The organism is Mesorhizobium sp. M0910 (genome assembly GCF_040319465.1).
Classification (GTDB): Bacteria; Pseudomonadota; Alphaproteobacteria; order Rhizobiales; family Rhizobiaceae; genus Mesorhizobium.
The window spans coordinates 370156-394338 of the sequence record NZ_JAMYNZ010000002.1 but is presented as its reverse complement, the minus strand read 5'-3'; the positions used below and the strand labels follow the sequence as shown (position 1 = coordinate 394338).

Genomic DNA, 24183 nt, shown 5'->3' with positions numbered 1-24183 from the left:
TGAAGCCCGGCATGATAAAGCGGTCCGCGCTTCAACGCGGACCGCGATCGCGTTTGCGGGACACCAATACAGGAACTTTTATGAACCAGCATTTCGCCTCGGTCACCGAAGTCACGCATCCCGTCGGCGGCCGCTCCGCGGGACCGAACGACGTCGTGCGCCTCATCGAGCTGAAGCGCCGTTTCGGCGCGACAGCGGCGCTGGACGGCGTGTCGCTCAGCGTGCGCCAGGGCGAGATCCTCGGCATCATTGGCCGTAGCGGCGCCGGTAAGTCGACGCTGATACGCTGCCTGAACGGCCTGGAGCGGCCGGATTCAGGACAGGTCTTCATCGAAGGCCGCGACATCAGCCGGCTCGGCGAGCGCGAATTGCAGCCGCTGCGCCGGCGCATCGGCATGATCTTCCAGCATTTCAACCTGCTGTCCGCCAAGACGGTCGAAGACAATGTAGCGCTGCCGCTCAAGATCGAAGGCCGGCCCAGGGCCGAACGCCTGGCGCGCGCCGCCGAGCTGCTCGAGCTTGTCGGCCTGTCGGAGAAGGCGAAAGCCTATCCGGCGTCTCTGTCGGGCGGGCAGAAGCAGCGCGTCGGCATTGCCCGGGCGCTTGCGGCGCGCCCGGTGCTGCTGCTGTCGGACGAAGCGACCTCGGCGTTGGACCCGGAGACGACGCGCTCCATCCTTGCCTTGCTCAGAGACATCAACCGGCAGCTCGGCCTGACCATCCTGCTGATCACGCACGAGATGGAGGTGATCCGTTCGATCGCCGATCGTGTCGCGGTGATCGACGCTGGGCGGATCGTCGAGCAAGGCCCGGTCTGGTCGATTTTTGCGGACCCCAAGTCGGCGATCACGCAGAGCCTGCTCGGCGGCATCCGGCCGCAATTGCCGGCGGAGATCGCAAGCCGGCTAACGCAGAACGCCGGTGTGGAGGCGATCCTCAGGATCGACGTGGCCGGTGAGGCCGCGCGAAGCCCGCTTTTGTCCGATCTTGCCTCGGCAGTTCCCGGCTCGTTCCGCCTCGTGCATGGCGGCATCGATCACGTCCAGCAGCAGCCTGTCGGGACACTGTTCGTTGCGGTCGCCGGCAGCAATGAAGCTCACCTGGCAGAGGTGATCGCGTTCTTGAAAGCCCGCCAAGCGCGGGTGGAGGTGCTTGGCCATGTCGCCGGTTCTGTTTGAGCTTCTCGTCCGTTCGATCTGGGAAACGATCCTGATGACGGCCGCCTCCGGCCTCATCTCGCTGGTTTTCGGGCTGCCGCTTGGCCTGGCGCTGGTCGCCACCGACCGCGGCGGCATCGCCGAAAACCTGTGGGTGAACCGCGCGCTTGGCGCTGTCATCAACGGCTTCCGCTCTGTGCCTTTCATCATCCTGCTGGTTGCGCTGATCCCGGTGACGCGGCTGATCGTCGGCACCTCGATCGGCACCTGGGCAGCGATCGTTCCGCTGTCGATCGCGGCGACGCCCTACTATGCCCGGATCGCCGAAGTGTCGCTGCGTGAGGTCGACCACGGGCTGATCGAAGCGGCGCGCGCCATGGGCGGCAACCGCTGGACGATCATTCGCGAGGTGCTGGTGCCGGAAGCGCTGCCCGGCATCGTCGCCGGCTTCACGGTGACGCTGGTGACGCTGATCGGCGCCTCGGCGATGGCCGGCGCCATCGGCGCCGGCGGTCTCGGCGACCTCGCCATCCGCTACGGCTACCAGCGCTTCGAAACGTCAGTCATGATCGCCGTGGTCATCGTCCTGATCGTCCTGGTCTGCGGCATCCAGTGGGCCGGCGACCGGCTGGTCGCGAGGCTGGATCACCGCAACTGATTGTTGGCCGCAAATGAGGGAATCCGAGGCCGCGCCGTCATCCGGCGCGCCTCTTTTCCGTGGCCGCCCGGTCGATCCCCAATCCATCCGCCGAGAGAGCGACCCCGAACTTTTCGGCGGCTTCTGCGGGCGTGTAATAGCCCAGCGCGACATCCCTCGCCACCAGATCGGCGTCCCGCTGCAAGGGATCACCATAGCCGCCGCCGCCCGGCGTGCCGACGCGCACGCGGTCGCCGGCTTTCAACGCGATGTCCTGCTCCTTGGACAGGTGCGGCGGCACATGTTCCTTGCCGTCGTGGAACACGGTCACCGTGTTGACCGCGCCGCCCTTGCCGCCGAGCGCGCCTTGCGGGCCGAAGCGGCCGTGGTCCATGACGAAAGAGGCACGTGCATCGCCGCGCAGGATTTCCACCTCATAGGCAAGCCCAAAACCGCCGCGATGCTTGCCGGCGCCACCGGAGCCTTCGCGCAGCGCATAGTGGCGGTAGAGCACCGGAAAGGCCTGCTCCATGATTTCGACCGGCGGCGACTTGGAGATGCCTATGGTCGAGCAGCCATTGGTCAGTCCGTCGTGATCGGCGTTGCCGCCATAGCCGCCGCCGGAAATCTGGTACATGACGTAGTCGCGGCCGCGCGCCGGGTCGTTGCCGCCGAGTGCGAAATTGCCGCTGGAGCCGGCCGGAGCCGCCGTCACCCTGTCCGGCAGAGCCTGCACCATCGCCGCGAACACCGCCTCGGCGATGCGCTGCGAAACCTCGGCTGCGCAGCCCGATACAGGGCGCGGATATTTGGCGTCGAGGAAGGTGCCTTCCGGCCGCTTGACGATTAGCGGTTCGAAAGCGCCGGCGCTGATCGGCACATCCGGGAAAATATGGCGCATGGCGAGATAGACCGAGGACAAGGTCGTCGCCAGAACGCTGTTCATCGGCCCGGCGCAGGGTTTTGATGAGCCCGAGAAGTCGAAGCTGAGCGTGTCGCCTTTTTTCTCGACTGCCAGCGCGATGATCAGCGGCTCGTTTACCACGCCGTCTGAATCGACGAAGGCCTGCGAACGATAGATCCCGTCGGGAATGGCCGATATGTTGACGCGCATCTGTTCAGCGGCGCGGCGCCGCAATTCGGCGATCGCTTCGACAACCGTTTCATCTCCGTAACGATCCAGGATTCCGTTGAGCCTGTCCTGGCCGATCAGCAGTGCCGCCGCCTGCGCGCGGATATCGCCAATGCGCTGGTCGGCAACACGGATGTTGGAGCAGATGATGGCGTAGATCTCCGGGTCGAGCACGCCCTTCTTGAACAGTTTCACCGGCGGCAACCGCAAGCCTTCCTGCTCGACCGCCGTTGCCGAAGCGGAGAAGCCGCCCGGCACCGAACCGCCAATGTCGGGCCAATGGCCGGTGTTCGACAGCCAGCAGAAGATCTTCCCGTCCCGGTAGACCGGCATGGCGAAGCGCACATCCATCAGATGGGTGCCGCCGAGATAAGGATCGTTGACGATGTAGATATCGCCTGGCTCGGGCGGCAGGCAGCGTCCGTCGGCGATCATCTCGATCACCGTTTTGGTCGAATACTGCATGACGCCGACGAACACCGGCAGACCCTGGCTGCCTTGCGCGATCAGCGAACCATCGAGCGCCGAATAGATGCCATCCGAACGGTCATTGGCCTCGGCGATAACAGGCGAGAACGCGGCGCGCGAAAACGTCAGGTCCATTTCGTCGCAGACCTGCTGCAGGGCCGCCTGGAGGACCGAAAGCGTAATAGTGTCGAGCTGCGCCATCTCAGGCCTCACCGATATCGATGATGATGTTGCCGTCGGCATCCGAGCGCGCCCGGTCGCCGGGCTCGAGCACGGTAGTAGCGTCCATCTGTTCGAGGATCGCCGGCCCCATGATGACTGCGTCGAGCGGCAGCTTTTCCCTGCTGTAGACCGGCGTATCGTACCAGCGCCCGGCATACCAGACCGGCCGGATTTCGCGCCGCGCCTCTTCGAGCGTTTTGGCGCGCCCGGCCGGGTCGATCAGCCGGGACAGATCGATCGTCGGCCGCACGCCGGTAACCGACGTGTTGAGGTTGACCAGATTGGCGCGGATTTCCGGCAGCTCGACCTTGAAGCGGGCGAAATAGGCACTCTCGAACAGTTGCTGCAGTACCTGGCGTGTCACCGCAGACGACGGCAGCGGCACGTTGATGATATGCGTCTGGCCGACGAACTGCATGTCGGCGGAATGCGTGACGCGGATTGCTTCCGGCTTCACCGCTTCCTTGCCGATCAGCTCCTCGCCTTCGTTTCGGTGCCGTTCCAATGTCTCGCGGAGTTGGTTTTCATCGAGACTGGCCACCGGCTGGTTGACCGTGTTGACGAAATCATGGCGCAGATCAGCGACGACGCAGCCGAGAGCATTGGTGATGCCTGGCCGCGCCGGCACCAGCACTTTCGGCAAGCCTAGTTCGCGCGCCAATGCCGTCGCATGCAGCGGACCGGCGCCGCCGAAGGCGAACAGCGCGAAATCGCGCGGGTCGTGGCCGCGCGACACCGAGACCATGCGGATGGCGCCGGCCATCTTCACGTTGCCGAGCCGCAGCACCGCACCCGCCGCCTCGACGCCGGACAAGCCTGTGGCGCGGCCGATCCTGTCCTCGAATATGCCGGTGACCCGTTCGACGGTGACCGGGTTTTCCACCGCGAGCAGCTTCTTCGGCGCTAGCCTGCCGAGCACCAGATTGGCGTCGGTGATGGTCGGCTCCAAGCCGCCGCGTCCGTAGCAGATTGGCCCGGGATTGGCGCCGGCGCTTTCCGGGCCAATCTGGATCAGGCCTGCCGCATCGAGGCGGGCGATCGAGCCGCCGCCGGCGCCGACCGTATGCACCGCCACCATCGGCACGTGGATCGGCATCGCATATTCGATTTCGATCTCGTTCGACACCGCCGGCTCGGCGTTGCGGATCAGCGCCACGTCGGTCGAGGTGCCGCCCATGTCGTAGGTGACCAGGTTTTCGAAGCCGGCGCGTTTGCCGGTATAGGCGGCAGCAATGACGCCGGAAGCGGGGCCGGACATGACGGTCTTGGCCGACTCACGTGTGACAAAGCGGGCCGAGATCATGCCGCCATTGCCGTTCATAATCAGGAAGTCGCGGGCGTAGCCTTTTGACGCCAGCTCCTTGCGCAGCCGCTCGACATAGCGTTCGAGGATCGGTTGCACCGAAGCGTTGACCGAAGCGGTCACGCCGCGCTCGAATTCGCGCGCTTCCGAAAGCAGGGCGTGGCCTGTCGTGATGTAGCCGTTCGGCCAAAGCTCGGCCGCTATCTCGGCGGCGCGCCGCTCATGCGCCGGGTTGGCGTAGGAATGCAGGAAATGGATGACCAGGGATTCGCAGCCGGCTGCGATCAGTTGTGAAACCGCTGTCCGCATCTCGGCCTCGTCGAGCGGGATGCGCACCGCGCCCGAGGCCTCGACCCGCTCCGACAGTTCGAGCCGCAGATTACGCGGAATGATCGGGACGAAGGTGCCCGTCATGCCATAGGCCTGCGGCCGTGTCCGCCGGCCAAGCTCGATGACGTCGCGAAAGCCGCGTGTGGTGATCATGCCGGTTTTGGCCAGCCGGCGCTCCAGGACCGCGTTGGTGGTCGTCGTCGTGCCGTGCACGATGAGGTCGATGCCGTCGACCGGAAATCCGGTGGCGCCAAGTGCCGAAACGACGCCGAACGCCTGGTTGTCGACTGTCGTCGGGGTCTTGGCGATGTGCACCCGGCCACCGTCACGGCCGTCGATCAGAAGGAGGTCGGTAAAAGTTCCGCCGACATCGATGCCGGCGACGACGCTGCCAGTCGAATCCAGCGCTTGCGCCGAAAAATTCTGTCCCATTGTCGAAACCCGAAATGCCCGAACTGCCTACATGCCTTAGTTTGGAAAGCTGTTTTACGGCGGCGTCTTGACGCAAATATCGTTTGTATACTAATAAATTCCGGACACAAGAGCTTACCGCTTCGGAGTGTGCAAACGGCACGCTGGAACCTGACCGGTTCGGGCGCGCAGGTGGAGATTTGGCGCCGGCGCTGAGCCGGCCCAGAAGGTTAGGTTTGATGAACACCACATCCGCGTTCAACACAGCCGGCGCCCGGCCGTTGCAGTTCCCGATACCGGCCAATGTCTATGCCGAAACCGTGGTCTCGGTGAAGCATTATACCGACCGGCTGTTTTCGTTCCGCATCACCCGGCCGCAGTCGCTGCGCTTTCGCTCCGGCGAATTCGTCATGATCGGCCTGCCCAATGCCGAGAAGCCAGTGTTCCGCGCCTATTCGATCGCCAGCCCGTCCTGGGACGACGAACTCGAGTTCTTCTCGATCAAGGTGCCGGACGGCCCGCTTACCTCGGAGCTGCAGAAAATCGAGATCGGCGATACCGTCATCATGCGGCAGAAGTCGACGGGCACGCTGGTGGTCGACGCGCTGACGCCGGCCAAGCGCCTGTTCATGATCTCGACCGGCACCGGCATTGCTCCCTTCGCCAGCCTGCTGCGCGATCCCGATACTTATGAGAAGTTCGAGCAGGTTATCCTGACCCATACCTGCCGCGACAATGCCGAGCTCACCTACGGCCAGGAACTGGTGGCCGCACTGGAGAACGATCCGCTGATCGGCGAGCTTACCGGCGGCCGCGTCACGCTGTATAATTCGACGACGCGCGAGACCTCCGAGCGCATGGGCCGCATCACCGCGCTGATCGGCTCGGGCAAATTCTACACCGATCTCGGCATCGACAGGCTCAATCCCGAGACCGACCGCATCATGATCTGCGGCTCGATGCATATGCTCAAGGACGTCAAGGAGCTGGCTGAAAGCCACGGCTTCCAGGAAGGCTCGCTGCATCATCCGGCAAGCTTCGTCGTCGAGCGCGCCTTCGTCGGCTGAGACGCGGCAGTTCAGAGTCTACTGGTTTGCGACCCTGATTTTGACCATACGGTCAAAAGTCGGCTGCCTCGACCGTCTTTTTCCGCTATGACCGCTTGAAGGACTCGTGAAGCGCTGCTTCACGGTCTATCTTCGGCATAACTCGCTGAACAAGGGGCAGGAGATGAGCAGCACAATCCGCGAAACCGATCTCGGCACGTCCAAGATCACGCCGCTGCCGGCGCGCGCCGCCGCCAATGCGCCGATGCCGCAAGCCCATGGCATTGCCCGCAATCCCGGCATGAGGCTCGATCTCGGCTTCATGGAATCGATGCGCAGCGTCAACCGCTCGGCGCTGGAACGCCGCGTCGCCAGCCTGACCAAAAGACGCTCGATCAAGGCCGATAACCAGGCGGCCTGGCTGCTGCGCGCCGTCGCCTGCATGGACCTGACGACGCTGAACTCGAATGACACGGAAGAGCGCGTGCGCCGGCTCTGTGCCAAGGCGGTCAACCCGTTCCGTCGCGACATCGTCGAAGGGCTCGGCATTACTGGTGAAAAGATCCGCCCCGCGGCGGTCTGCGTCTATCATCCCTTCGTCGCCACCGCCGTCGAAGCGCTGCGCGGCAGCGGCGTCCATGTCGCCGCCGTTTCGACCGCCTTCCCGCATGGACTTGCACCGCTTTCGACGCGCCTGCAAGAGATCGAAGCATCGGTCCGCGACGGCGCCGACGAGATCGACGTCGTCATCCCGCGCGGTTTGGTATTCGGGGCGAAATGGCAGGAGTTCTATAACGAGATCGTCTCGATGCGCGCCGCTTGCGGCGAGGCGCATCTGAAGGTGATCCTCGGTACCGGCGACCTCGCCACGCTGCGCAACGTCATGCTCGCCTCGATGGTGGCGATGATGGGGGGTGCAGATTTCATCAAGACCTCGACCGGCAAGGAAAGTGTCAACGCGACGCTGCCGGTCGGCCTTGCCATGGTGCGCGCGATCCGCGCCTATTTCGAGGAAACCGGCTATCTCATCGGCTTCAAGCCGGCCGGTGGCATTTCCACGGCAAAAGCCTCGCTCGATTGGCTGGTGCTGATGAAGGAAGAACTGGGCCGTCCGTGGCTGGAGCCGGAGCTGTTCCGCTTCGGAGCATCGAGCCTTTTGACCGATATCGAGCGCCAGCTCGAGCATCATCTGACCGGCCACTACTCGGCCAATCATCGCCACGCGATGGCGTGATTCGGAGCGCTTCATGAACATCCTCGAACGCTATCACGCCATGGATTACGGGCTGGCGCCGGAAGCCCGCAACGAGGCCGATGCCTGGCTGGCCGCGCGGGATTTCGGCAAGGCGCTGTTCATCGGCGGCGACTGGAAGGCAGCCAGCGAAGGCAAAACCTTCGACACCAGCGATCCGTCCTCGGGAAAGCTGCTGGCCAAGGTGTCGGACGCTGGTGCCGCCGACATCGACGCGGCGGTGTCGGCCGCCACAAAAGCGCTGCCGAAATGGAGCGCCAGCACCGGCTACAGCCGAGCCAAAGTGCTCTATGCCATCGGCCGCGCCATGCAGCGCCACCAACGGCTGTTCGCGGTGCTTGAGACAATCGACAATGGCAAGCCGATCCGCGAGAGCCGCGACATCGACGTGCCGCTGGCGATCCGCCATTTTATCCATCATGCCGGCTGGGCGCAGGCGCTGGACAGGGATTTTCCCGGCCACAAGGGTGTCGGCGTCGTCGGCCAGATTATCCCGTGGAACTTCCCACTCTTGATGCTCGCCTGGAAGATCGCGCCGGCGCTCGCCGCGGGCTGCACCGTGGTGCTCAAACCCGCGGAATTCACGCCACTCACCGCGATCCTGTTTGCCGAGATCTGCGCACGCGCCGGCGTGCCGAAGGGCGTCGTCAACATCGTCCAGGGCGGGCCGGAGGCGGGCGCGGCAATCGTCAACCATCCCGGCGTCCAGAAGATAGCCTTCACCGGTTCGTCCGAGGTCGGCAAGATCATCCGCAAGGCCACTGCCGGCTCGGGCAAGAAACTGTCGCTGGAGCTTGGCGGCAAGTCGGCATTCGTCGTTTTCGAGGATGCCGACCTCGACAGCGCCGTCGAGGGTCTAGTCGATGGTATCTGGTTCAACCAGGGCCAGGTGTGCTGTGCCGGCTCGCGCCTTCTGGTGCAGGAAGGGATCGCCGACGCCTTCATCGCCAAGGTCAAGACGCGGATGAGCCGGCTGCGCGTCGGCAGCCCGCTCGACAAGAACACCGATATCGGCCCGCTGGTCGATTTGACTCAGCTCGATCGCGTCAAGGGCCTGATTGCCGAAGGTGCCAAGCAGGGCGCGATCTGCTGGCAGCCGGACTCGGCACTGCCCGCCGCGGGCTATTACCATCTGCCAACGCTGGCGACCGGTGTTTCGCCGGCTAACATCTTGACACAGGAAGAGGTGTTCGGGCCGGTGCTCGCCACTATGACCTTCCGCAACACCGAGGAAGCGATCGAGCTCGCCAACAACACACGCTATGGCCTGGCCGCTTCGGTGTGGAGCGAGAACATCAATCTTGCCCTGCACATCGCGCCGCAATTGAAGGCCGGCGTCGTCTGGATCAACGGCACCAATATGTTCGACGCCTCCTGCGGTTTCGGCGGCTATCGCGAGAGCGGCTTTGGCCGCGAAGGCGGGCGCGAGGGCATGTTCGAATATCTCTCGGCAAAACTGCCGCTTGGCCCGATCATCAAACCGGCAACGTCTTCTGCCCAACCTGTCGAGCAGGCGGAAGGTGGCGCCATCGACCGCACGGCAAAACTGTTCATCGGCGGCAAGCAGGTCCGGCCGGACGGCAATTATTCCTTGGCCATCGCCAGCGCCAAGGGCAAGCTTGCCGGCGAGGTCGGTCTCGGCAACCGCAAGGATATCCGCGACGCCGTCGCGGCCGCGCGCGCCTGCAAGGCCTGGCCGGAGGCGACCGCCTACAACCGCAGCCAGGTACTCTACTACGTGGCCGAAAATCTTTCCGGCCGCGCCGACGAGTTTGCCGCCCGTTTGACCCAGCTCACCGGCGCGACCGCCAAGGCGGCGCGCGAAGAGGTCGAGCTGTCGATCGAGCGCCTGTTCCTCTACGCCGGCCTGGCCGACAAATTCGAGGCCCGCGTCCACCAGCCGCCGGCCCGCGCCGTCGCGCTGGCGCTGCACGAGCCAGTCGGCGTCGTCGGCATCATCGCACCGGACAATGCGCCTCTGCTTGGCCTGATCTCGCTGATGGCACCGGCGCTCGCCATGGGAAACACCGTGGTCGCCGTGCCGTCCGAAAAATACCCGCTGCTTGCCACCGACCTCTACCAGGTCATCGAATATTCCGACGTTCCGGCGGGCGCCATCAACATCGTCACCGGCCGTAGCGCCGAGCTGGCCGGCGTGCTGGCCAAGCACGACGATGTCGACGGGCTCTGGATGTTCGCCGATGCCGAGACCTGTGCCAAGGCGGAGGCCGAGTCCATCGGCAATCTCAAGCGTGTCTGGACCGGCAACGGCCACAGCCTCGACTGGGCATCGAGCGAAGCAGCCGGCGATGCCTTGCTGCGCCGTGCGATCGAGGTCAAGAACGTCTGGGTACCCTACGGCGACTGAGTGTCCCGGAGGGGACGTCCGGGCTTGACGGGCCAACAGATGTTCTTTACCGAGAAAAAACATTTGGGCGGCAGGCGAATACCGAAACAGGCGGGATGGTACTGTCCGCCTGGCACATTGCGCCCGGCCTTGTGCCGGTAAAAAGCCGAACGATTAAAGACGGGCGAGGAGAAAAGCATGGCAGATCTGACTGGCAAGATCGTTGTCGTCACGGCGGCGGCGCAAGGCATCGGCCGGGCAAGTGCGCTGGCGTTCGCCAAGGCCGGCGCCATCGTCCATGCCACCGACATCAACGAGGTGGTGCTCGCTGATCTCGGCAAGACGCCCGGTATCAAGACCCGCAAGCTCGACGTGCTGAACGACGAGGCGGTGAATGCCGCTTTTGCCGAGATCGGCACCGTCGACGTGCTGTTCAATTGCGCCGGCTTCGTCCATTCCGGCTCAATCCTCGAGATGAAGGACGGCGATCTCGACTTCGCCTATGATCTCAATGTCCGCTCGATGATCCGCACCATCCGCGCCGTGCTGCCCGGCATGCTGGAACGCGGCGACGGCTCGATCATCAACATGGCGTCGCTGGCCAGTTCGACCAAGGGCGTGCCGAACCGCTTCGTTTACGGGCTGACCAAGGCAGCCGTCATCGGTCTGACCAAATCGGTCGCCGCCGACTATGTCGGCAAGGGCATACGCTGCAATGCGATCTGTCCGGGCACGGTCGAAAGCCCGTCGCTGCAGAATCGCATGCATGCGCAGGGCGACTACGAAGCAGCTCGCGCCGCCTTCATCGCCCGCCAGCCGATGGGCCGCCTCGGCACGCCCGAGGAAATCGCCGATCTCGCCGTCTATCTGGCCGGCGCCACCTATACGTCGGGGCAGGCTTATAATATCGACGGTGGCTGGTCGATCTAAGAGGCCATTTGAAACCCTACTCCGCCGGGCGCCTGACGCGGCTTTCTGCGCTTCCGGTGCTCACGTACTTAAGTACGCTCCGCTCCGGTTCTCGAAACCCACGCCATTCGCCGCAGCGGAGCGAGTTTGCAAACGGCCTCTGGTCGCAACTGGGAGAAAACTGCATGAAACTGCTGCGCTATGGCGAGGCGGGGAACGAACGCCCCGGCCTGCTCGATGCCGATGGAACGATCCGCGACCTCTCCGCCCATGTCACCGACATTGCCGGCAAGACGCTTGACCCGGCATCGCTCGAGACATTGTCGAAGCTCGATCCGAAATCGCTGCCGGCAGTTTCCGGCAAGCCGCGGATCGGCGCCTGCGTCGCCGGCACCGGCAAATTCATCTGCATCGGTCTCAACTATTCCGACCACGCCGCCGAAACCGGCGCTACCGTGCCGCCTGAGCCGATCATCTTCATGAAGGCAAGCTCGGCTATTGTCGGGCCGAATGACGACGTGCTGATCCCGCGCGGCTCGGTCAAGACCGACTGGGAGGTCGAGCTCGGCGTGGTCATCGGCAGAAAAGCGAAGTATGTCACCGAGGCCGAGGCGCTGGATTATGTCGCCGGCTATTGCGTCGCGCATGACGTCTCCGAGCGCGCGTTCCAGGCCGAGCGCCAGGGCCAGTGGACCAAGGGCAAGAGCTGCGACACGTTCGGGCCGATCGGTCCGTGGCTGGTGACCAAGGACGAGGTCAAGGACCCGCAGAACATCCCGATGTGGCTGACGGTCAACGGCAAGACGATGCAAAACGGCTCGACCAAGACCATGGTCTTCGGCGTCGCTTATCTCGTGTCCTATCTCAGCCAGTTCATGTCGCTGCACCCCGGCGACATCATCTCGACCGGCACGCCGCCCGGCGTCGGCCTCGGCATGAAGCCGCCGGTGTTCCTGAAGCCCGGCGACGTCGTCGAGCTCGGCATCGAAGGGCTGGGCATCCAGAAGCAGACGTTCAGGGCTGACGTGTAGCGCACCCTTCCCTTCTCTCCTTGTGGGAGAAGGAAAAAGAGCAGCTACTTCAGCACCCTCCCATCGGCCCCAAACCGGTACGTCTTCGCCGGATCCGGCGTCGCGTAGAGCGTGGCACCAGGTTCGGCGTTGTAGACGCCAAAAATGCGCACGGTGATCAAGCCGGCCTTCTCGCAGTCGAGATAGAGATTGGTGTCGGCGCCAAGATGCTCGGCATGGACAACCGTGCCTTTCCAGGCACCGGATTTCGCATCGACGGTCAGGTGCTCGGGACGGACACCGATGGTCTTGGCCGTCTCGCCAAGCCTGGCCCCGTCGACGAAGTTCATCTTCGGTGAGCCGATGAAGCCGGCGACGAATTCATTTGCCGGCGAATTGTAAAGCTCCATCGGTCCGCCGATCTGCTCGATCTTTCCCGCGTTCAGCACGACGATCTTGTCGGCCAGTGTCATCGCCTCGACCTGGTCGTGGGTGACATAGATCATCGTGGCCTTCAGCCGGCGATGCAATTGCGCGATCTCCAGCCTGGTGTTGACGCGCAGCGCGGCATCAAGGTTGGACAGGGGCTCGTCGAACAGAAAAAGCTTGGGCTCGCGCACCACGGCGCGGCCGATGGCGACGCGCTGGCGCTGACCGCCGGAAAGCTCGGCCGGCCGCCTCTCTAGGTAGGGCTCCAGCGACAGCATCGACGAGGCGATGCCGATGCGGCGGTCGATCTCGGCCGCCGGTGTGCCCGCCTGCTTGAGGCCGAGGCCCATGTTGTTCTTCACCGTCAGATGCGGATAGAGCGCATAGGTCTGGAACACCATGGCGATGCCGCGTTTGGCCGGCGGGGTGGCGGAGACGTCCGCCCCGTCGATCACCACGCGGCCCGAGGTCGAGTCCTCCAGCCCGGCAATGACCCTGAGCAGCGTCGACTTTCCGCAGCCGGATGGACCGACGAAGACGACGAACTCGCCATCCGTCACCTCGAGGTTGATGCCCTTCAGCACCTCTACCGGCCCGAAGGCCTTTTTGACATTCTCGATGTTCAGCGAGCCCACGGCTTCGTCCCTGTTCTAGAGTTTCACGGCGAGGCCGCTGCGCACGCTCTCGTCGGCGGCAAGGCAGACGGCGAGCGACTTCACCGCGTCGTCCATATGGCGGGTCAAGTCGAGATCCTCGCGGATCGCCTTGAGCACAAATGCCTGTTCGAGATCGCAGAGATCCTGATGGCCTGGTTCGCCCTCCATCGACAGCATCTCGTCCGGCTTGGCGAACTTGCCGTCCGCGCCGGTCGCCGCACTGTGCAGGCGGATGGTCGAGGTCTTGGTGTGGGTGTCGATGTCGTCGGACCTGACGCCCTCCTTCATGACGATCGACACGCAGCCATTGGGCGAGATCACGTCCTTCACGAAGAAGGCCGTCTCCGAGATCATCGGCCCCCAGCCGGCCTCGTACCAGCCGACCGAACCATCGTCGAACAGCACCTGCAGGTGGCCGTAATTATACATCGTGGGCGCAATCTCGTCGGTCAGCCGCAGCCCCATGCCGCGCACCTCGACCGGCCTGGCGTCGGTGATCTGCAGCATCACGTCGAGATAATGCACGCCGCAGTCGACGATCGGCGACGTCGTCTGCATCAACTGCTTGTGCGTCTCCCAGCTATGGCCGGAGGATTGCTGGTTGAGGTTCATTCGGAACACGTAAGGGCCGCCGAGCTTACGCGCCTCGGCGATCAGCCGGATCCAGGACGGATGGTGGCGCAGGATGTAGCCGATCACCAGTTTTTTGCCGTTGGCCTTGGCTGCCGCGACCACGCGCTTTGCATCGGCGACGGTGGTTGCCAGCGGCTTCTCGAGGAAGACATGGCAGCCGGCCTCGAACGCCCTCACCGCATAGTCGGCATGGCTGTCGGAATAGGTGGCGATGCAGGCGACGTCAGGACTCTCGTCGCGCAGCGCCTGGTCAAAGGAGCGCCTGATGCCATAACTGGCGAGCCCGGCCGGCAACGGCACGTCGGAGCGATTGACCAGCGCCGCGATCTCGAAGCCCGGATTGGTATGGTAGGCCAGCGCATGGCTGCGGCCCATATTGCCGAGACCGGTGACGACGACGCGCAGAGGTTGTTGCGAACTCACTTGACCGCTCCCGAAGTAATGCCGCGGATCAGCTGCCGCGAGAAGATGACGTAGAGGATCAGCACCGGCATGATCGCCAGCGACAGTGCCGCCAGAATGGCGTTCCAGTTGGTGACGAACTGGCCGAGGAACAGCTGGGCGCCGAGCGTCACTGTCTTGGTCTCCTCCGACGGCGCCAGGATCAGCGGGAACCACAGATCGTTCCAGATCGGGATCATGGTGAAGACCGCGACCGTCGCCATCGATGGGCGCACCAGCGGCAGCACCAGCCGGAAAAAGATGGTGTATTCGGACAGGCCGTCGATCCTGCCCGCATTCTTCAGATCGTCCGAGACCTGCTTCATAAATTCCGACAGGATGAAGACGGCAAGCGGCAGGCCCTGCGCCGTGTAGACCAGGATCAGCGCCGTCAGCGTGTTGACCAGCCCGCTCGCCACCATCAACTGCAGGATGGCGACGGTGCCGAGGCGGATCGGGATCATGATGCCGAGCGCCAGATAGAGCCCCATCAGCGAATTGCCGCGGAAGCGGTATTCCGACAGTGCGAACGCAGCCATGGCGCCGAACAGAAGCACGAAGAACAGCGAGGCGACGGTGACGACTAGGCTGTTCTGGAAATAGTGGATGAAGTCGCCCTGGCCGATCACCGTGGCGTAGCCGATCAGGTCGAAGGTCCCTGGCGTTGGCGGCGTCAGCGGCGCGCCGAAAATCCCTGCGCGCGATTTGAACGAATTCGTGATGACGAGGATGACCGGAAACAGCGCGATGGCGGTGTAGGTCAACAGGATCGCGTGGGCGCCAATGGTGCGGGGCAGCGAGCGGGTTGCCGTGCTCATGTCGCGCCTCAGAACTGGTAGCGACGCAAGCGCGTCTGCACGAGGAACAGATAGACGCAGACGCCGCCGAGGATGATCAGGAACATCATCGTGGCGATCGCCGCGCCCATGTTGGGATCGCCGACCTGCAGCTGGAAACCGAAGAAGGCGCGGTAGAGGAAGGTGCCGAGAATATCCGTTGAATAGTTCGGCCCGGCCAGCGCGCCTTGCGCGGTGTAGATCAGGTCGAAAGCGTTGAAATTGCCGACGAAGGTCAGGATCGAGATGATGCCGATCGACGGCAGGATGAGCGGCAGCTTGATCTTCCAGAACTGCGCCATCCCGGTGATGCCGTCGCATTCGGCCGCTTCGATCACCTCTTCGGGAATGGACAGCAGTGCCGCATAGATCAGCATCATCGGGATGCCGACGAACTGCCACACCGAGATCAGGCTGAGCGCGGTCAGCGCATATTGCGCCTTGCCGAGCCAGGGCGTGAACAGGCTTTTCAGGCCGACAAGGTCCATCATATGCGGCGCCACGCCCCATAGCGGCGACAGGATCAGCTTCCAGGCGAAGCCGACAATGACGAAGGACAGGATCGTCGGCACGAAGATCGCCGTGCGGTAGAAGGCGGAAAACCGCAGCCTGGGGCTGGACAGAAGTGCGGCCAAAAGGACGCCGATCGGGTTCTGCACCAGCATATGGATGATGAAGAACCAGACATTGTTCCTGAGCGCGTTCCAGAAGTTGACCGACCAGTTGGGATCACCGAACAGCATGCGGAAATTTTCCAGTCCGACGAAGACCTGCGACTGATTGATGTTGCGGAACAAGGAAAGCTGCAGCGTGCCGGCCAGAGGCAGGATCATGATCGCCGTATAGACCAGCAACGCCGGCGCCAGGAAAACGCCGATATGCCAACGGAACGGTCTTTTCGGTGCTGCGGCCATGCGTTCGGTCCCCGCGGATCAGGTCTTGCAATTGCCGTCAAAGGGCGCGGCGCCTTCCCCTCCAAGGAAGGGTGCCTCGCGAAGCGAGGCGGGTGGGGTCGGCCGAGGCGGCCCGCCATCGTAGTTTCGACCGTGCTTTCCAGCAGCGATCAAGCCGCAGCCTGCCTCGACCAACCCTCTCTGTCGCCTTCGGCGACATCTCCCCCTCGAGGGGGGAGACAACGCTTCGCCGCGCTCTTATTTCGCCGGCTTGTACCAGCTGTCGAGGCCGTCCTGCAGCTTCTTGGCGGCAGCTTCCGGCGTGTCGGTGCCGTTGATGACGTTGGCCGATTCAACCCACGTCTCGTTTTCAAGGTTCGGCGTGCCGCGCGACAGGATCTGGTAGGTCGAGCGGATCGTCGACTTGCACTTGCCACGCCAGGAGACGAATTCCTGGGCCAGCGGGTCTTCCATCTTCACCGGGGTGTTGTTCAGGCTGAAGAAGCCCGGCAGCGCGTTGGCGTAGATGGTGGCGAAATCCGGCGAGGCCACCCAGGACAGGAAGGTCTTGGCCGCGTCCGCGTTCTTCGAGGCCGCATTGAGGCCCATGCCGATGTCGGTGTGGTCGGAGATGTAGCAGGTGTCGCCGGCCTTCTGCACCGGCGGCGGGAAGGCGCCCATCTTGAACTGCGCCTGCGTGTTGAACAGGCCGATCTCCCACGAGCCGGCCGGGTAGATGGCGGCGCGGCCGAGCGTGAACAGGTTCTGGCTGTCCGGATAGGTCTGCGCCTCGAAGCCGTCGCCGAGATAGTCCTTCCACCTGGCCAGTTCCTTGAAGGGCTCGACCCACTGCGGATCAGTCAGCTTCTGCTCGCCCTTGATCAGCGCCAGGCGGCCTTCCTCGCCCTTCCAGTAGTTCGGGCCGATGTTCTGGTAGCCCATGGTCGCCGCTTCCCAGAGGTCCTTGGTGCCCATCGCCATCGGGATGTAGGTGCCGTCGGCCTTGATCTTGTCGAGCGCGGCGAAGAATTCGTCGCGCGTCTCCGGCACCTTGATGCCGAGCTTGTCGAAGGCGTCCTTTTTGTAGATGAAGCCATGGATGACGGAGGCCATCGGCACGCAGAAGCTCGACTTGCCGTCGTCGGTCTGCCAGGCGGCCTTGGCGACGTCGGAAAAGTTCTCCATGCCGGGCAGGGTCGATATGTCGGCGAGGTTGCCCTTCTTGAAGAGCTCCAGCGACTTGTCGAACGGGCGGCAGGTGATCAGGTCACCGGCCGAGCCGGCGGCGAGTTTGGCGCCGAGGGCGGCGTCATATTCGGTTGGCGCCGACGGCGCGAACACCACCTTGATGCCCGGGTTCTTGGCTTCGAAGGCCGGGATCAGCTTGTCCTTCCAGATGGCAAGGTCGTCGCCGCGCCAGCTTTCGATGTTGAGCGTTACGTCGTCGGCGTAGGCCACCCCGGCGGAGCCGAGAATGCTGGTGCCGAGAAGAAGTGCCGTCAGTAGCTTCGTTATCATGCTCAGTCTCCCTGTTGACCTTTTTCAGGTTCGGTTTTGATGAGAACAGAGGCATTGCGCCCCTTGCTCCCCTCGATTGCGGAAAGGGCTGGCCGCAGCTTGTGGCCGGTCCCTTCCAGTATCTTCTCGGCCGCATCGGCGCTGGTGGCGCCGGCGGCGAGCAGAATGGCGGTCTTGACGGCGCCGCCGCTCTTTTCGAGCAGGCGCGCCGCCTCGTCCTTGTCGCGCCCGCTGACGGCGGCAACGATGCGTGCGGCGCGGTCGCGCAGCTTGATGTTGTCGGCCATGAGGTTGACCATGTAGCCGTCATGGACATGGCCGAGATGGATGGCGGCCAGCGTCGACAGCATGTTGAGCGCGATCTTCTGGGCGGTGCCGGCGCCCATGCGCGTCGAGCCGGCAATCAGCTCCGGCGGCGTTTCGAGCAGGATGGCGATGTCGGCCAGCCGCAGCAGCGGCGCATCCCTGTTGTTGGCGATGGCAATCGTCGCCGCACCGCGGCGCCTGGCTTCCTCGATCGCCCGGACAGCGTAAGGTGTCGAGCCGCTGGCCGAGACGGCGATCAGGCAATCGCTATTGCCGATGCCAGCGGCGGCGACCGCTGCCGAAGCTTCATCAACGTCATCCTCAGGCCCGCCGGCCAGTGTCCTGAAAGCTTCGTCGCCGCCGGCGATCAGGATGGCGATGCGGTCGCGCTGGATACCGAAAGTGCCCGGCAGTTCCAGCGCATCGGCCAATGCCATCAGGCCCGAGCTGCCGGCGGCCGCATAGGCGAGCTTGCCGCCGCTTTTCAGCCGGGTTGCGATAATTTCGGCTGCCGCGGCAATGGCAGGAATGGCGCCGTGCACGGCCTTGGCGGCCTCGATCTGTGCGTTGGCCAAAGAGGAAAGGATGGCGTCCGGGGCCTGGATGTCCAGTCCCTCAGCATTGTGGTGAAGCGCTTCGGTGCGCGTTTCGGCCATCCGCTTTCCTCCAATCCAGAAACAATACCAAAAAAATACCACTTGTCCACACGCATTAATGAAATCCCTGCGTCGGGATAGGCCTGCAGACGAAATCCGCTGATTTCTCAACAAACTAGGCCTTAACTTTTTTGAAATGGAAATTAACCCTTGGCTATTGGTATTTTATTGGTATTATCCGCCCCGAGGAGAAATCGCGTGGAATTCGTGCTCGGCATCGATGGCGGCGGCACCAGCTGCAGGGCGGCCCTTGCAACGGCCGACGGCAGCGTCCTCGGCCGCGCCAAAAGCGGCGCCGCCAACATCCGCACCGATCTCACCGGCGCCAGGACGAACATCGTCGACGCGGCGCAGCAGGCCTTTGTCGCCGCGGGCAGGGATCCCGCACTGATCCCGAAAACTCCGGCCGTTCTCGGCCTGGCCGGCGCCAATGTCGGGACCTATAGGCAGCAGCTCGAAGCGATCCTGCCGTTCCGCATCAGCCGTGTCGAGACCGACGCCGAAATCGCGCTGGAAGGTGCGGTCGGCTCCGGCGACGGCGCCATGGCCATCCTCGGCACCGGCACCGCCTATATGGCGCGCAGACAAGGCAAGTCGCGCGCCATCGGCGGCTGGGGGTTCCAGGTCGGCGACCAGGGCAGCGGCGCCCGTATCGGTCGCGACCTGCTTGAGCAGACGCTGCTCGCCTATGACGGCATCCGCGAAGGCTCGCCGCTGACGCAGGCCATGCTCGCCATCTTCCGCAACAATCCCGAGGATGTGGTCGAATTCACCACCAACGCCAAGCCCGGCGATTTCGGCGGCTTCGCGCCCAAGGTGTTCGAACACGCCGAAAAAGGCGACGTCGTCGCTATCTGGATCCTCGACAAGGCGGTCGCCGATGTCGAGGCAGCGCTTGGCGTACTCGACCTGGGCGGCGACGATCCGCTCTGCCTGCTCGGCGGGCTGGCGCCGCTTTACGCGCCGCGCCTGTCGGCCCGCTACCGGGCGCTGCTGAAACCGCCGCTCGACGACGCCTTGGGCGGCGCGGTGCAGATGGCGGTTCGGATTTTCGCAAATACGGCGGAGACAGCGCGATGAGCGAGGCCGCCGACCAGATATTCACGGCGCTGAAACAATCGTCGCAGAGCGGCGCGCCGCTCTATCTGCAGCTGAGGAAGAGCATCGAGGACGCGGTCAAACGCGGGCTGATCGGACCGGGCGATGCGCTGCCTTCCGAGCGCGACATCGCCAGCAAGGCCGACATCTCGCGCGTCACCGTGCGCAAGGCGGTGCAGGACCTGGTCAAGGGCGGCATCCTCGTCCAGCGCCATGGTTCCGGCACCTTCGTTGCGCCGCGCATGGAGCGCGTCGAGCAGTCGCTGTCGATGCTGACCTCGTTTACCGAAGACATGGCGCGGCGCGGCATGGCGGTGCGTTCAGCCTGGCTCGACCGCGGCCTCTATCCGCCGTCGCCCGACGAGATGATGGTGCTCGGCCTGGCATCGAACGAATTGGTGGCGCGCGTGGCGCGCCTGCGCATTGCCAACGACACGCCGCTGGCGATCGAGCGCGCCTCGCTATCAACAAGCGTGCTGCCCGATCCGGCGGCGATCGGTTCGTCGCTCTACGCGGCGCTGGAACAGACCGGCAACAGACCGGTGCGGGCGGTGCAGCGCATTTCCGCCACCAATCTCGGCGATGGCGATGCGCATCTGCTCGAAGTGCCGCCAGGCATTGCCGGGCTGCATATCGAGCGTATCTCCTATCTGGCGAGCGGCAAGGTGATCGAGTTCACCCGCTCCATCTACAGAGGCGACGCCTATGATTTTGTCGCCGAACTCCGGCTAAGCGGGCCGGGCGAAGAGGGCCGGTCATGAGCGCAACAATTACCCATATGCGGCGCGAGATCGACGAGATCCCGGAGGCCACCGCGCGCCTGCTCGACGGCTCGGCCGCGGTGCTGACCGAGGCCGGGCGCGACATTCGCGAGCGCGACCCGAATTTCGTCGTCACCGTGGCGCGCGGTTCGTCCGACCATGCCGCGACCTTCATGAAATATGCCGTGGAGCTGACCGCCGGGCTGGCGGTTGCATCGGTCGGCCCGTCGATCGCCTCGATCTATGGCGCCAAGCTGAAGCTGGGCGGCTCGGCCTGCCTGGCGATCTCGCAGTCCGGCAAGAGCCCGGACATCGTCGCAATGGCGCAGGCGGCGCGGGCCGGCGGGTCGCTGACCGTCGCCATCACCAACACTGCCGATTCGCCGCTCGCGCGAGCCTCGGATTACGCGATCGACATCCTGGCCGGACCGGAGCGCAGCGTTGCGGCGACGAAGACCTTCGTCAATTCGGCCGTCGCAGGGCTCGCCTTGATGGCGCATTGCACCGGCGACGACAAACTTCTGGCAGCACTTGCCCGCCTGCCGGAGCATTTTCGCAAGGCGATCGCGTGCGACTGGATGGCGCTGGCTGCGGCACTCGAGACGCCGAAATCGCTGTTCATCCTTGGCCGTGGCCCGTCGGCGGCGATCGCCAACGAGGCGGCGCTGAAATTCAAGGAAACCTGCGCCATGCACGCGGAAGCCTATAGTGCCGCCGAGGTCATGCACGGCCCGCTGGCGCTGGTCGGTCCCGGCTTCCCGGTGCTGGCTCTGGCTGCTCGCGATGCGTCCGAACCGTCGGTGGCTGATGCCGCCGACAGCCTGGCCGGCAAGGGCGCCGCCGTCTTTGTGACGTCGAACAAGGCAAGGAGCGCACAGCCGCTGCCGCATGTCGCAACCGGTCATCCGCTGACCGATCCACTGACGCTGATCGTGTCGTTCTATGGTTTCGTCGAGGCTTTTGCCCGCCATCGCGGCCTCGACCCCGACACGCCGCCCAATCTGCGCAAGGTGACGGAAACGCTATGAGCGACCGTTTCGCCCTGACTGGCGCCCGGATTTTCGATGGCGACGACTGGCACGACAATGCGGCGCTTGTCGTGCGCGACGGCCTCGTCGAGGCCATCGTTGCCGCCGGCGCGATTCCATCAAATGTTGCGCGTATCGAGACCGGCGGCGGCATGCTGGCGCCTGGCTTCGTCGATCTGCAGGTCAATGGCGGCGGCGGCGTCATGCTCAACGACCATCCGGACGTTGCCTCGATCGGGACCATCTGCCGGGCGCACGCACCCTTCGGCACGGCGGCGCTGTTGCCGACGCTGATCACCGACACATCCGAGATCACCGCCGCGGCGGTTGCGGCCGGAGCCGAGGCGGCACGGAGGAAGGTGCCAGGGTTCCTGGGCCTGCATCTTGAAGGGCCGCATCTTTCGATCGCCCGCAAGGGCGCGCATGACCCGGCCCTGATCCGGCCGATGCTAGGCCCCGACCAGGCGATGCTGATCGCCGCACGGAAAAACCTGCCCGTGCTGCTGACGACGGTGGCGCCCGAATCGGTCGAGTCCGGCCAGGTGTCGGCACTTAGCAAGGCCGGCATTGTCGTCAGCATCGGCCATTCCGATACCGGCTATGCCACGGCCCGCGCCTTTGCCGACGCCGGCGCAACGGTGGTCACCCATCTGTTCAACGCAATGAGCCAGATCGGCAATCGCGAGCCAGGGCTGGCTGGCGCGGCAATCGATACCGGCACATTCTATGCCGGCATCATCGCCGATGGTATCCATGTCGATCCGGCCACCATGGCGATCGCCTTGCGCGCCAAGCAGGGGCCGGGCAGGATCCTGCTCGTTACCGATGCCATGGCGACGATCGGCACCGACATGACCTCGTTCACGCTGAACGGCCGCACCATCCACCGCAAGGATGGCAGGCTGACACTTGCCGACGGCACGCTGGCGGGCGCGGATCTCGACATGATTTCCGCGGTGCGCTTCATGCACCGCGTCGTCGGTCTCGACCTCGACGAAGCCTTGCGCATGGCCTCGCTCTATCCGGCGCAAGCGATCGGCCAGTCGCACCGGCTCGGGCGTTTCGCCAAAGGCACCGCCGCCAACATCGTTTCGCTGTCGGACGATGTGGACATTAAAAGCGTCTGGATCGACGGCGCCAAAGTTTTTGCAGCTAACGCTATCCCTCCGGCTTAGCCGGTTTTGGACGTATAGAGGTCCTTGTAGGTTTCGAGCAGCAGGTTCTTCTGCACCTTGCCCATCGTGTTGCGCGGCAGTTCGTCGACGAAGACCACCCGTTGCGGATGCTTGTACCTGGCGAGGCGCCCGGCGATGGCCTCGATGATCCCCGCGGCGCTGATGGTCGAGCCCGGCGCCCGCACCACGACCGCAGTGACGCCTTCGCCGAAATCCGGATGGGCAACGCCGATGACAGCGCTTTCGGTGACGCCGGGCAGCGCGTCGATCTTGCTCTCGACTTCCTTCGGATAGATATTGTAGCCACCCGAAATGATCAGGTCCTTGCCGCGACCGACGATGTGGACATAGCCGTCGGCATCGATCAGCCCGAGATCGCCGGTGATGAAGAAACCATCGTCACGGAATTCGGCCCTGGTTTTTTCCGGCATGCGCCAGTAGCCGCAAAAGACATTGGGACCCCTCACCTCGATCATGCCGACCTCGCCCTTGGCAAGTGTTTCGCCGCTCTCGGGATCGGTGATGCGCAGGGAGACGCCGGGCAACGGGAAGCCAACCGTGCCGGCTCGCCGCTCGCCCTCATACGGGTTCGACGTGTTCATGTTGGTCTCGGTCATGCCGTAGCGCTCGAGGATGGCGTGGCCGGTGCGCTCTCGCCAGGCTCTGTGCGTCTCGGCCAAAAGCGGCGCCGATCCGGAAATGAACAAGCGGATGTTTTTCGCCGCTTGCCGGTTCAAACCGTCCTGCTGCAGCAGGCGGACGTAGAAGGTCGGCACGCCCATCAGGACGGTGGCGCGCGGCAGCAGCGAGACGATGCGGGCCGGGTCAAATTTGGTTTCGAACAGCATCGAGGCGCCGGCCATCAGGACGACGTTGGTGGCGACGAAAAGGCCATGCGTGTGGAAAACCGGCAGCGCGTGAACCAGCACGTCTGCGGCGGTGAAGCGCCAGAGGTCGACCAGCACCCGCGCATTCGAGGCGAGGTTTTCGTTGCTGAGCATGGCGCCTTTCGAACGGCCGGTGGTGCCGGACGTGTAGAGGATAGCAGCAAGGTCGTCCGGCCCGCGCGCCACATCGTGGAAGTCCACGGCCGCCTCAGAGGCGCGATCGGTCAACGAACCCTCGCCCTTGCTGCCGAGTGTCACGACCGCAGCGCCCGAGGCCTGCGCCAAGGCGCCGATTTCGCTCACTCGCGCCGGGTCGCAGACAACCAGGCGTGGCTCAGCATCCCTGAAGAAATAGTCGAGCTCGGTCAGCGTATAGGCGGTGTTGAGCGGCAGGAAGATCGCGCCGGCACGCAGGCAGGCGAGGTAAAGGAAAATGGACTCGGGGCTCTTCTCGACCTGAACGGCGACGCGGTCGCCGGCTTCGACGCCCAGCCGCGACAGCGCATGCGCCAGTTGTGCGGAGCGCGCCAGCATATCGCCATAGCTGATCGAGCGCCCGTCCTCTGCCTCCATCAAAAGGCGTCCGGGCGCGGGCATCCGGGCACGGAAAGCATCAAACAGATGGTTGCTCATGTTTACCCC

General features: G+C 64.3%; 20 protein-coding genes. 11 read left to right on the top strand and 9 right to left on the bottom strand.

The features are described 5' to 3' along the window. The first annotated feature begins 80 nt into the window (after positions 1-80). Together NKH78_RS05760 and NKH78_RS05755 are read left to right on the top strand one after the other, a co-directional pair. A complete protein-coding gene (locus tag NKH78_RS05760) occupies positions 81-1178 on the top strand; it encodes a methionine ABC transporter ATP-binding protein (protein ID WP_352820324.1) in 1098 nt (365 codons plus the stop codon). Then, positions 1159-1815, top strand: a complete 657-nt coding sequence (locus NKH78_RS05755; RefSeq protein ID WP_352476918.1) for a methionine ABC transporter permease — start codon at positions 1159-1161, stop codon at positions 1813-1815. The genes NKH78_RS05760 and NKH78_RS05755 overlap by 20 nt, the downstream gene beginning before the upstream one ends. A gap of 37 nt (positions 1816-1852) precedes the next feature. On the opposite strand, the gene NKH78_RS05750 is transcribed toward NKH78_RS05755, so the two are convergent. After that, positions 1853-3595 (bottom strand): hydantoinase B/oxoprolinase family protein, encoded by a 1743-nt coding sequence (locus NKH78_RS05750; protein ID WP_352736905.1) that lies wholly within the window; start codon positions 3593-3595, stop codon positions 1853-1855. A gap of 1 nt (position 3596) precedes the next feature. Further along, the gene (locus tag NKH78_RS05745; protein WP_352777723.1) at positions 3597-5681 is read right to left on the bottom strand and encodes a hydantoinase/oxoprolinase family protein; all 2085 of its coding nucleotides are present in this window, start codon (positions 5679-5681) and stop codon (positions 3597-3599) included. A 218-nt stretch (positions 5682-5899) separates the two neighbouring features. Here NKH78_RS05745 and NKH78_RS05740 point away from each other — a divergent pair, with 218 nt between their 5' ends. The 5 genes from NKH78_RS05740 (at position 5900) to NKH78_RS05720 (ending at position 12245) form a co-directional block, all read left to right on the top strand. Next, complete coding sequence (locus NKH78_RS05740; protein ID WP_352476915.1) at positions 5900-6727, top strand: ferredoxin--NADP reductase; 828 nt, start codon at positions 5900-5902, stop codon at positions 6725-6727. Between the two features lie 163 nt (positions 6728-6890). After that, entirely contained in the window at positions 6891-7940 is a 1050-nt protein-coding gene (gene deoC, locus NKH78_RS05735; protein ID WP_352507064.1) for a deoxyribose-phosphate aldolase, read from the top strand. 13 nt (positions 7941-7953) lie between these two features. After that, entirely contained in the window at positions 7954-10326 is a 2373-nt protein-coding gene (locus tag NKH78_RS05730; protein ID WP_352777724.1) for an aldehyde dehydrogenase family protein, read from the top strand. 177 nt (positions 10327-10503) lie between these two features. Continuing rightward, positions 10504-11235 carry an SDR family oxidoreductase gene (locus tag NKH78_RS05725; RefSeq protein ID WP_352736909.1) on the top strand — a complete coding sequence of 244 codons (732 nt, stop codon included), beginning with the start codon at positions 10504-10506 and terminating at the stop codon, positions 11233-11235. A gap of 164 nt (positions 11236-11399) precedes the next feature. Further along, positions 11400-12245, top strand: a complete 846-nt coding sequence (locus NKH78_RS05720) for a fumarylacetoacetate hydrolase family protein (RefSeq protein ID WP_352736910.1) — start codon at positions 11400-11402, stop codon at positions 12243-12245. A 44-nt stretch (positions 12246-12289) separates the two neighbouring features. Here NKH78_RS05720 and NKH78_RS05715 read toward each other — a convergent pair whose 3' ends face one another. The 6 genes from NKH78_RS05715 to NKH78_RS05690 form a co-directional block, all read right to left on the bottom strand. Next, positions 12290-13288 (bottom strand): ABC transporter ATP-binding protein, encoded by a 999-nt coding sequence (locus NKH78_RS05715; protein WP_352476910.1) that lies wholly within the window; start codon positions 13286-13288, stop codon positions 12290-12292. 15 nt (positions 13289-13303) lie between these two features. Next, the gene (locus tag NKH78_RS05710) at positions 13304-14365 is read right to left on the bottom strand and encodes a Gfo/Idh/MocA family protein (protein ID WP_352736911.1); all 1062 of its coding nucleotides are present in this window, start codon (positions 14363-14365) and stop codon (positions 13304-13306) included. Further along, positions 14362-15201, bottom strand: a complete 840-nt coding sequence (locus tag NKH78_RS05705; RefSeq protein WP_352882254.1) for a carbohydrate ABC transporter permease — start codon at positions 15199-15201, stop codon at positions 14362-14364. The genes NKH78_RS05710 and NKH78_RS05705 overlap by 4 nt, the downstream gene beginning before the upstream one ends. 8 nt (positions 15202-15209) lie before the next feature. After that, a complete protein-coding gene (locus NKH78_RS05700) occupies positions 15210-16133 on the bottom strand; it encodes a carbohydrate ABC transporter permease (RefSeq protein WP_023718922.1) in 924 nt (307 codons plus the stop codon). A 237-nt stretch (positions 16134-16370) separates the two neighbouring features. Then, on the bottom strand, positions 16371-17630 hold the full coding sequence (locus NKH78_RS05695; RefSeq protein WP_352736913.1) for an ABC transporter substrate-binding protein: 1260 nt from the start codon (positions 17628-17630) through the stop codon (positions 16371-16373). A gap of 2 nt (positions 17631-17632) precedes the next feature. After that, positions 17633-18592: an N-acetylmuramic acid 6-phosphate etherase gene (locus NKH78_RS05690; protein WP_352736914.1), complete on the bottom strand. Its 960-nt coding sequence runs from the start codon at positions 18590-18592 to the stop codon at positions 17633-17635. Between the two features lie 198 nt (positions 18593-18790). Between NKH78_RS05690 and NKH78_RS05685 the strand changes: the two genes are divergently transcribed. From NKH78_RS05685 to nagA, 4 genes are read left to right on the top strand one after another with little or no spacing between them, the layout of a single operon-like run. Then, entirely contained in the window at positions 18791-19672 is an 882-nt protein-coding gene (locus NKH78_RS05685) for a glucosamine kinase nucleotide-binding domain-containing protein (RefSeq protein WP_352736915.1), read from the top strand. Then, the gene (locus NKH78_RS05680) at positions 19669-20451 is read left to right on the top strand and encodes a GntR family transcriptional regulator (RefSeq protein ID WP_352507073.1); all 783 of its coding nucleotides are present in this window, start codon (positions 19669-19671) and stop codon (positions 20449-20451) included. The genes NKH78_RS05685 and NKH78_RS05680 overlap by 4 nt, the downstream gene beginning before the upstream one ends. Next, positions 20448-21479, top strand: coding sequence for an SIS domain-containing protein (locus tag NKH78_RS05675; RefSeq protein ID WP_352686219.1), 1032 nt, complete (start codon positions 20448-20450; stop codon positions 21477-21479). The genes NKH78_RS05680 and NKH78_RS05675 overlap by 4 nt, the downstream gene beginning before the upstream one ends. Next, positions 21476-22654 (top strand): N-acetylglucosamine-6-phosphate deacetylase, encoded by a 1179-nt coding sequence (nagA, locus tag NKH78_RS05670; RefSeq protein WP_352736916.1) that lies wholly within the window; start codon positions 21476-21478, stop codon positions 22652-22654. Before NKH78_RS05675 ends, nagA begins: the two co-directional genes overlap by 4 nt. Here nagA and NKH78_RS05665 read toward each other — a convergent pair. Next, the gene (locus tag NKH78_RS05665; protein WP_352736917.1) at positions 22651-24174 is read right to left on the bottom strand and encodes a malonate--CoA ligase; all 1524 of its coding nucleotides are present in this window, start codon (positions 24172-24174) and stop codon (positions 22651-22653) included. The genes nagA and NKH78_RS05665 overlap by 4 nt on opposite strands. Positions 24175-24183: the final 9 nt, after the last annotated feature.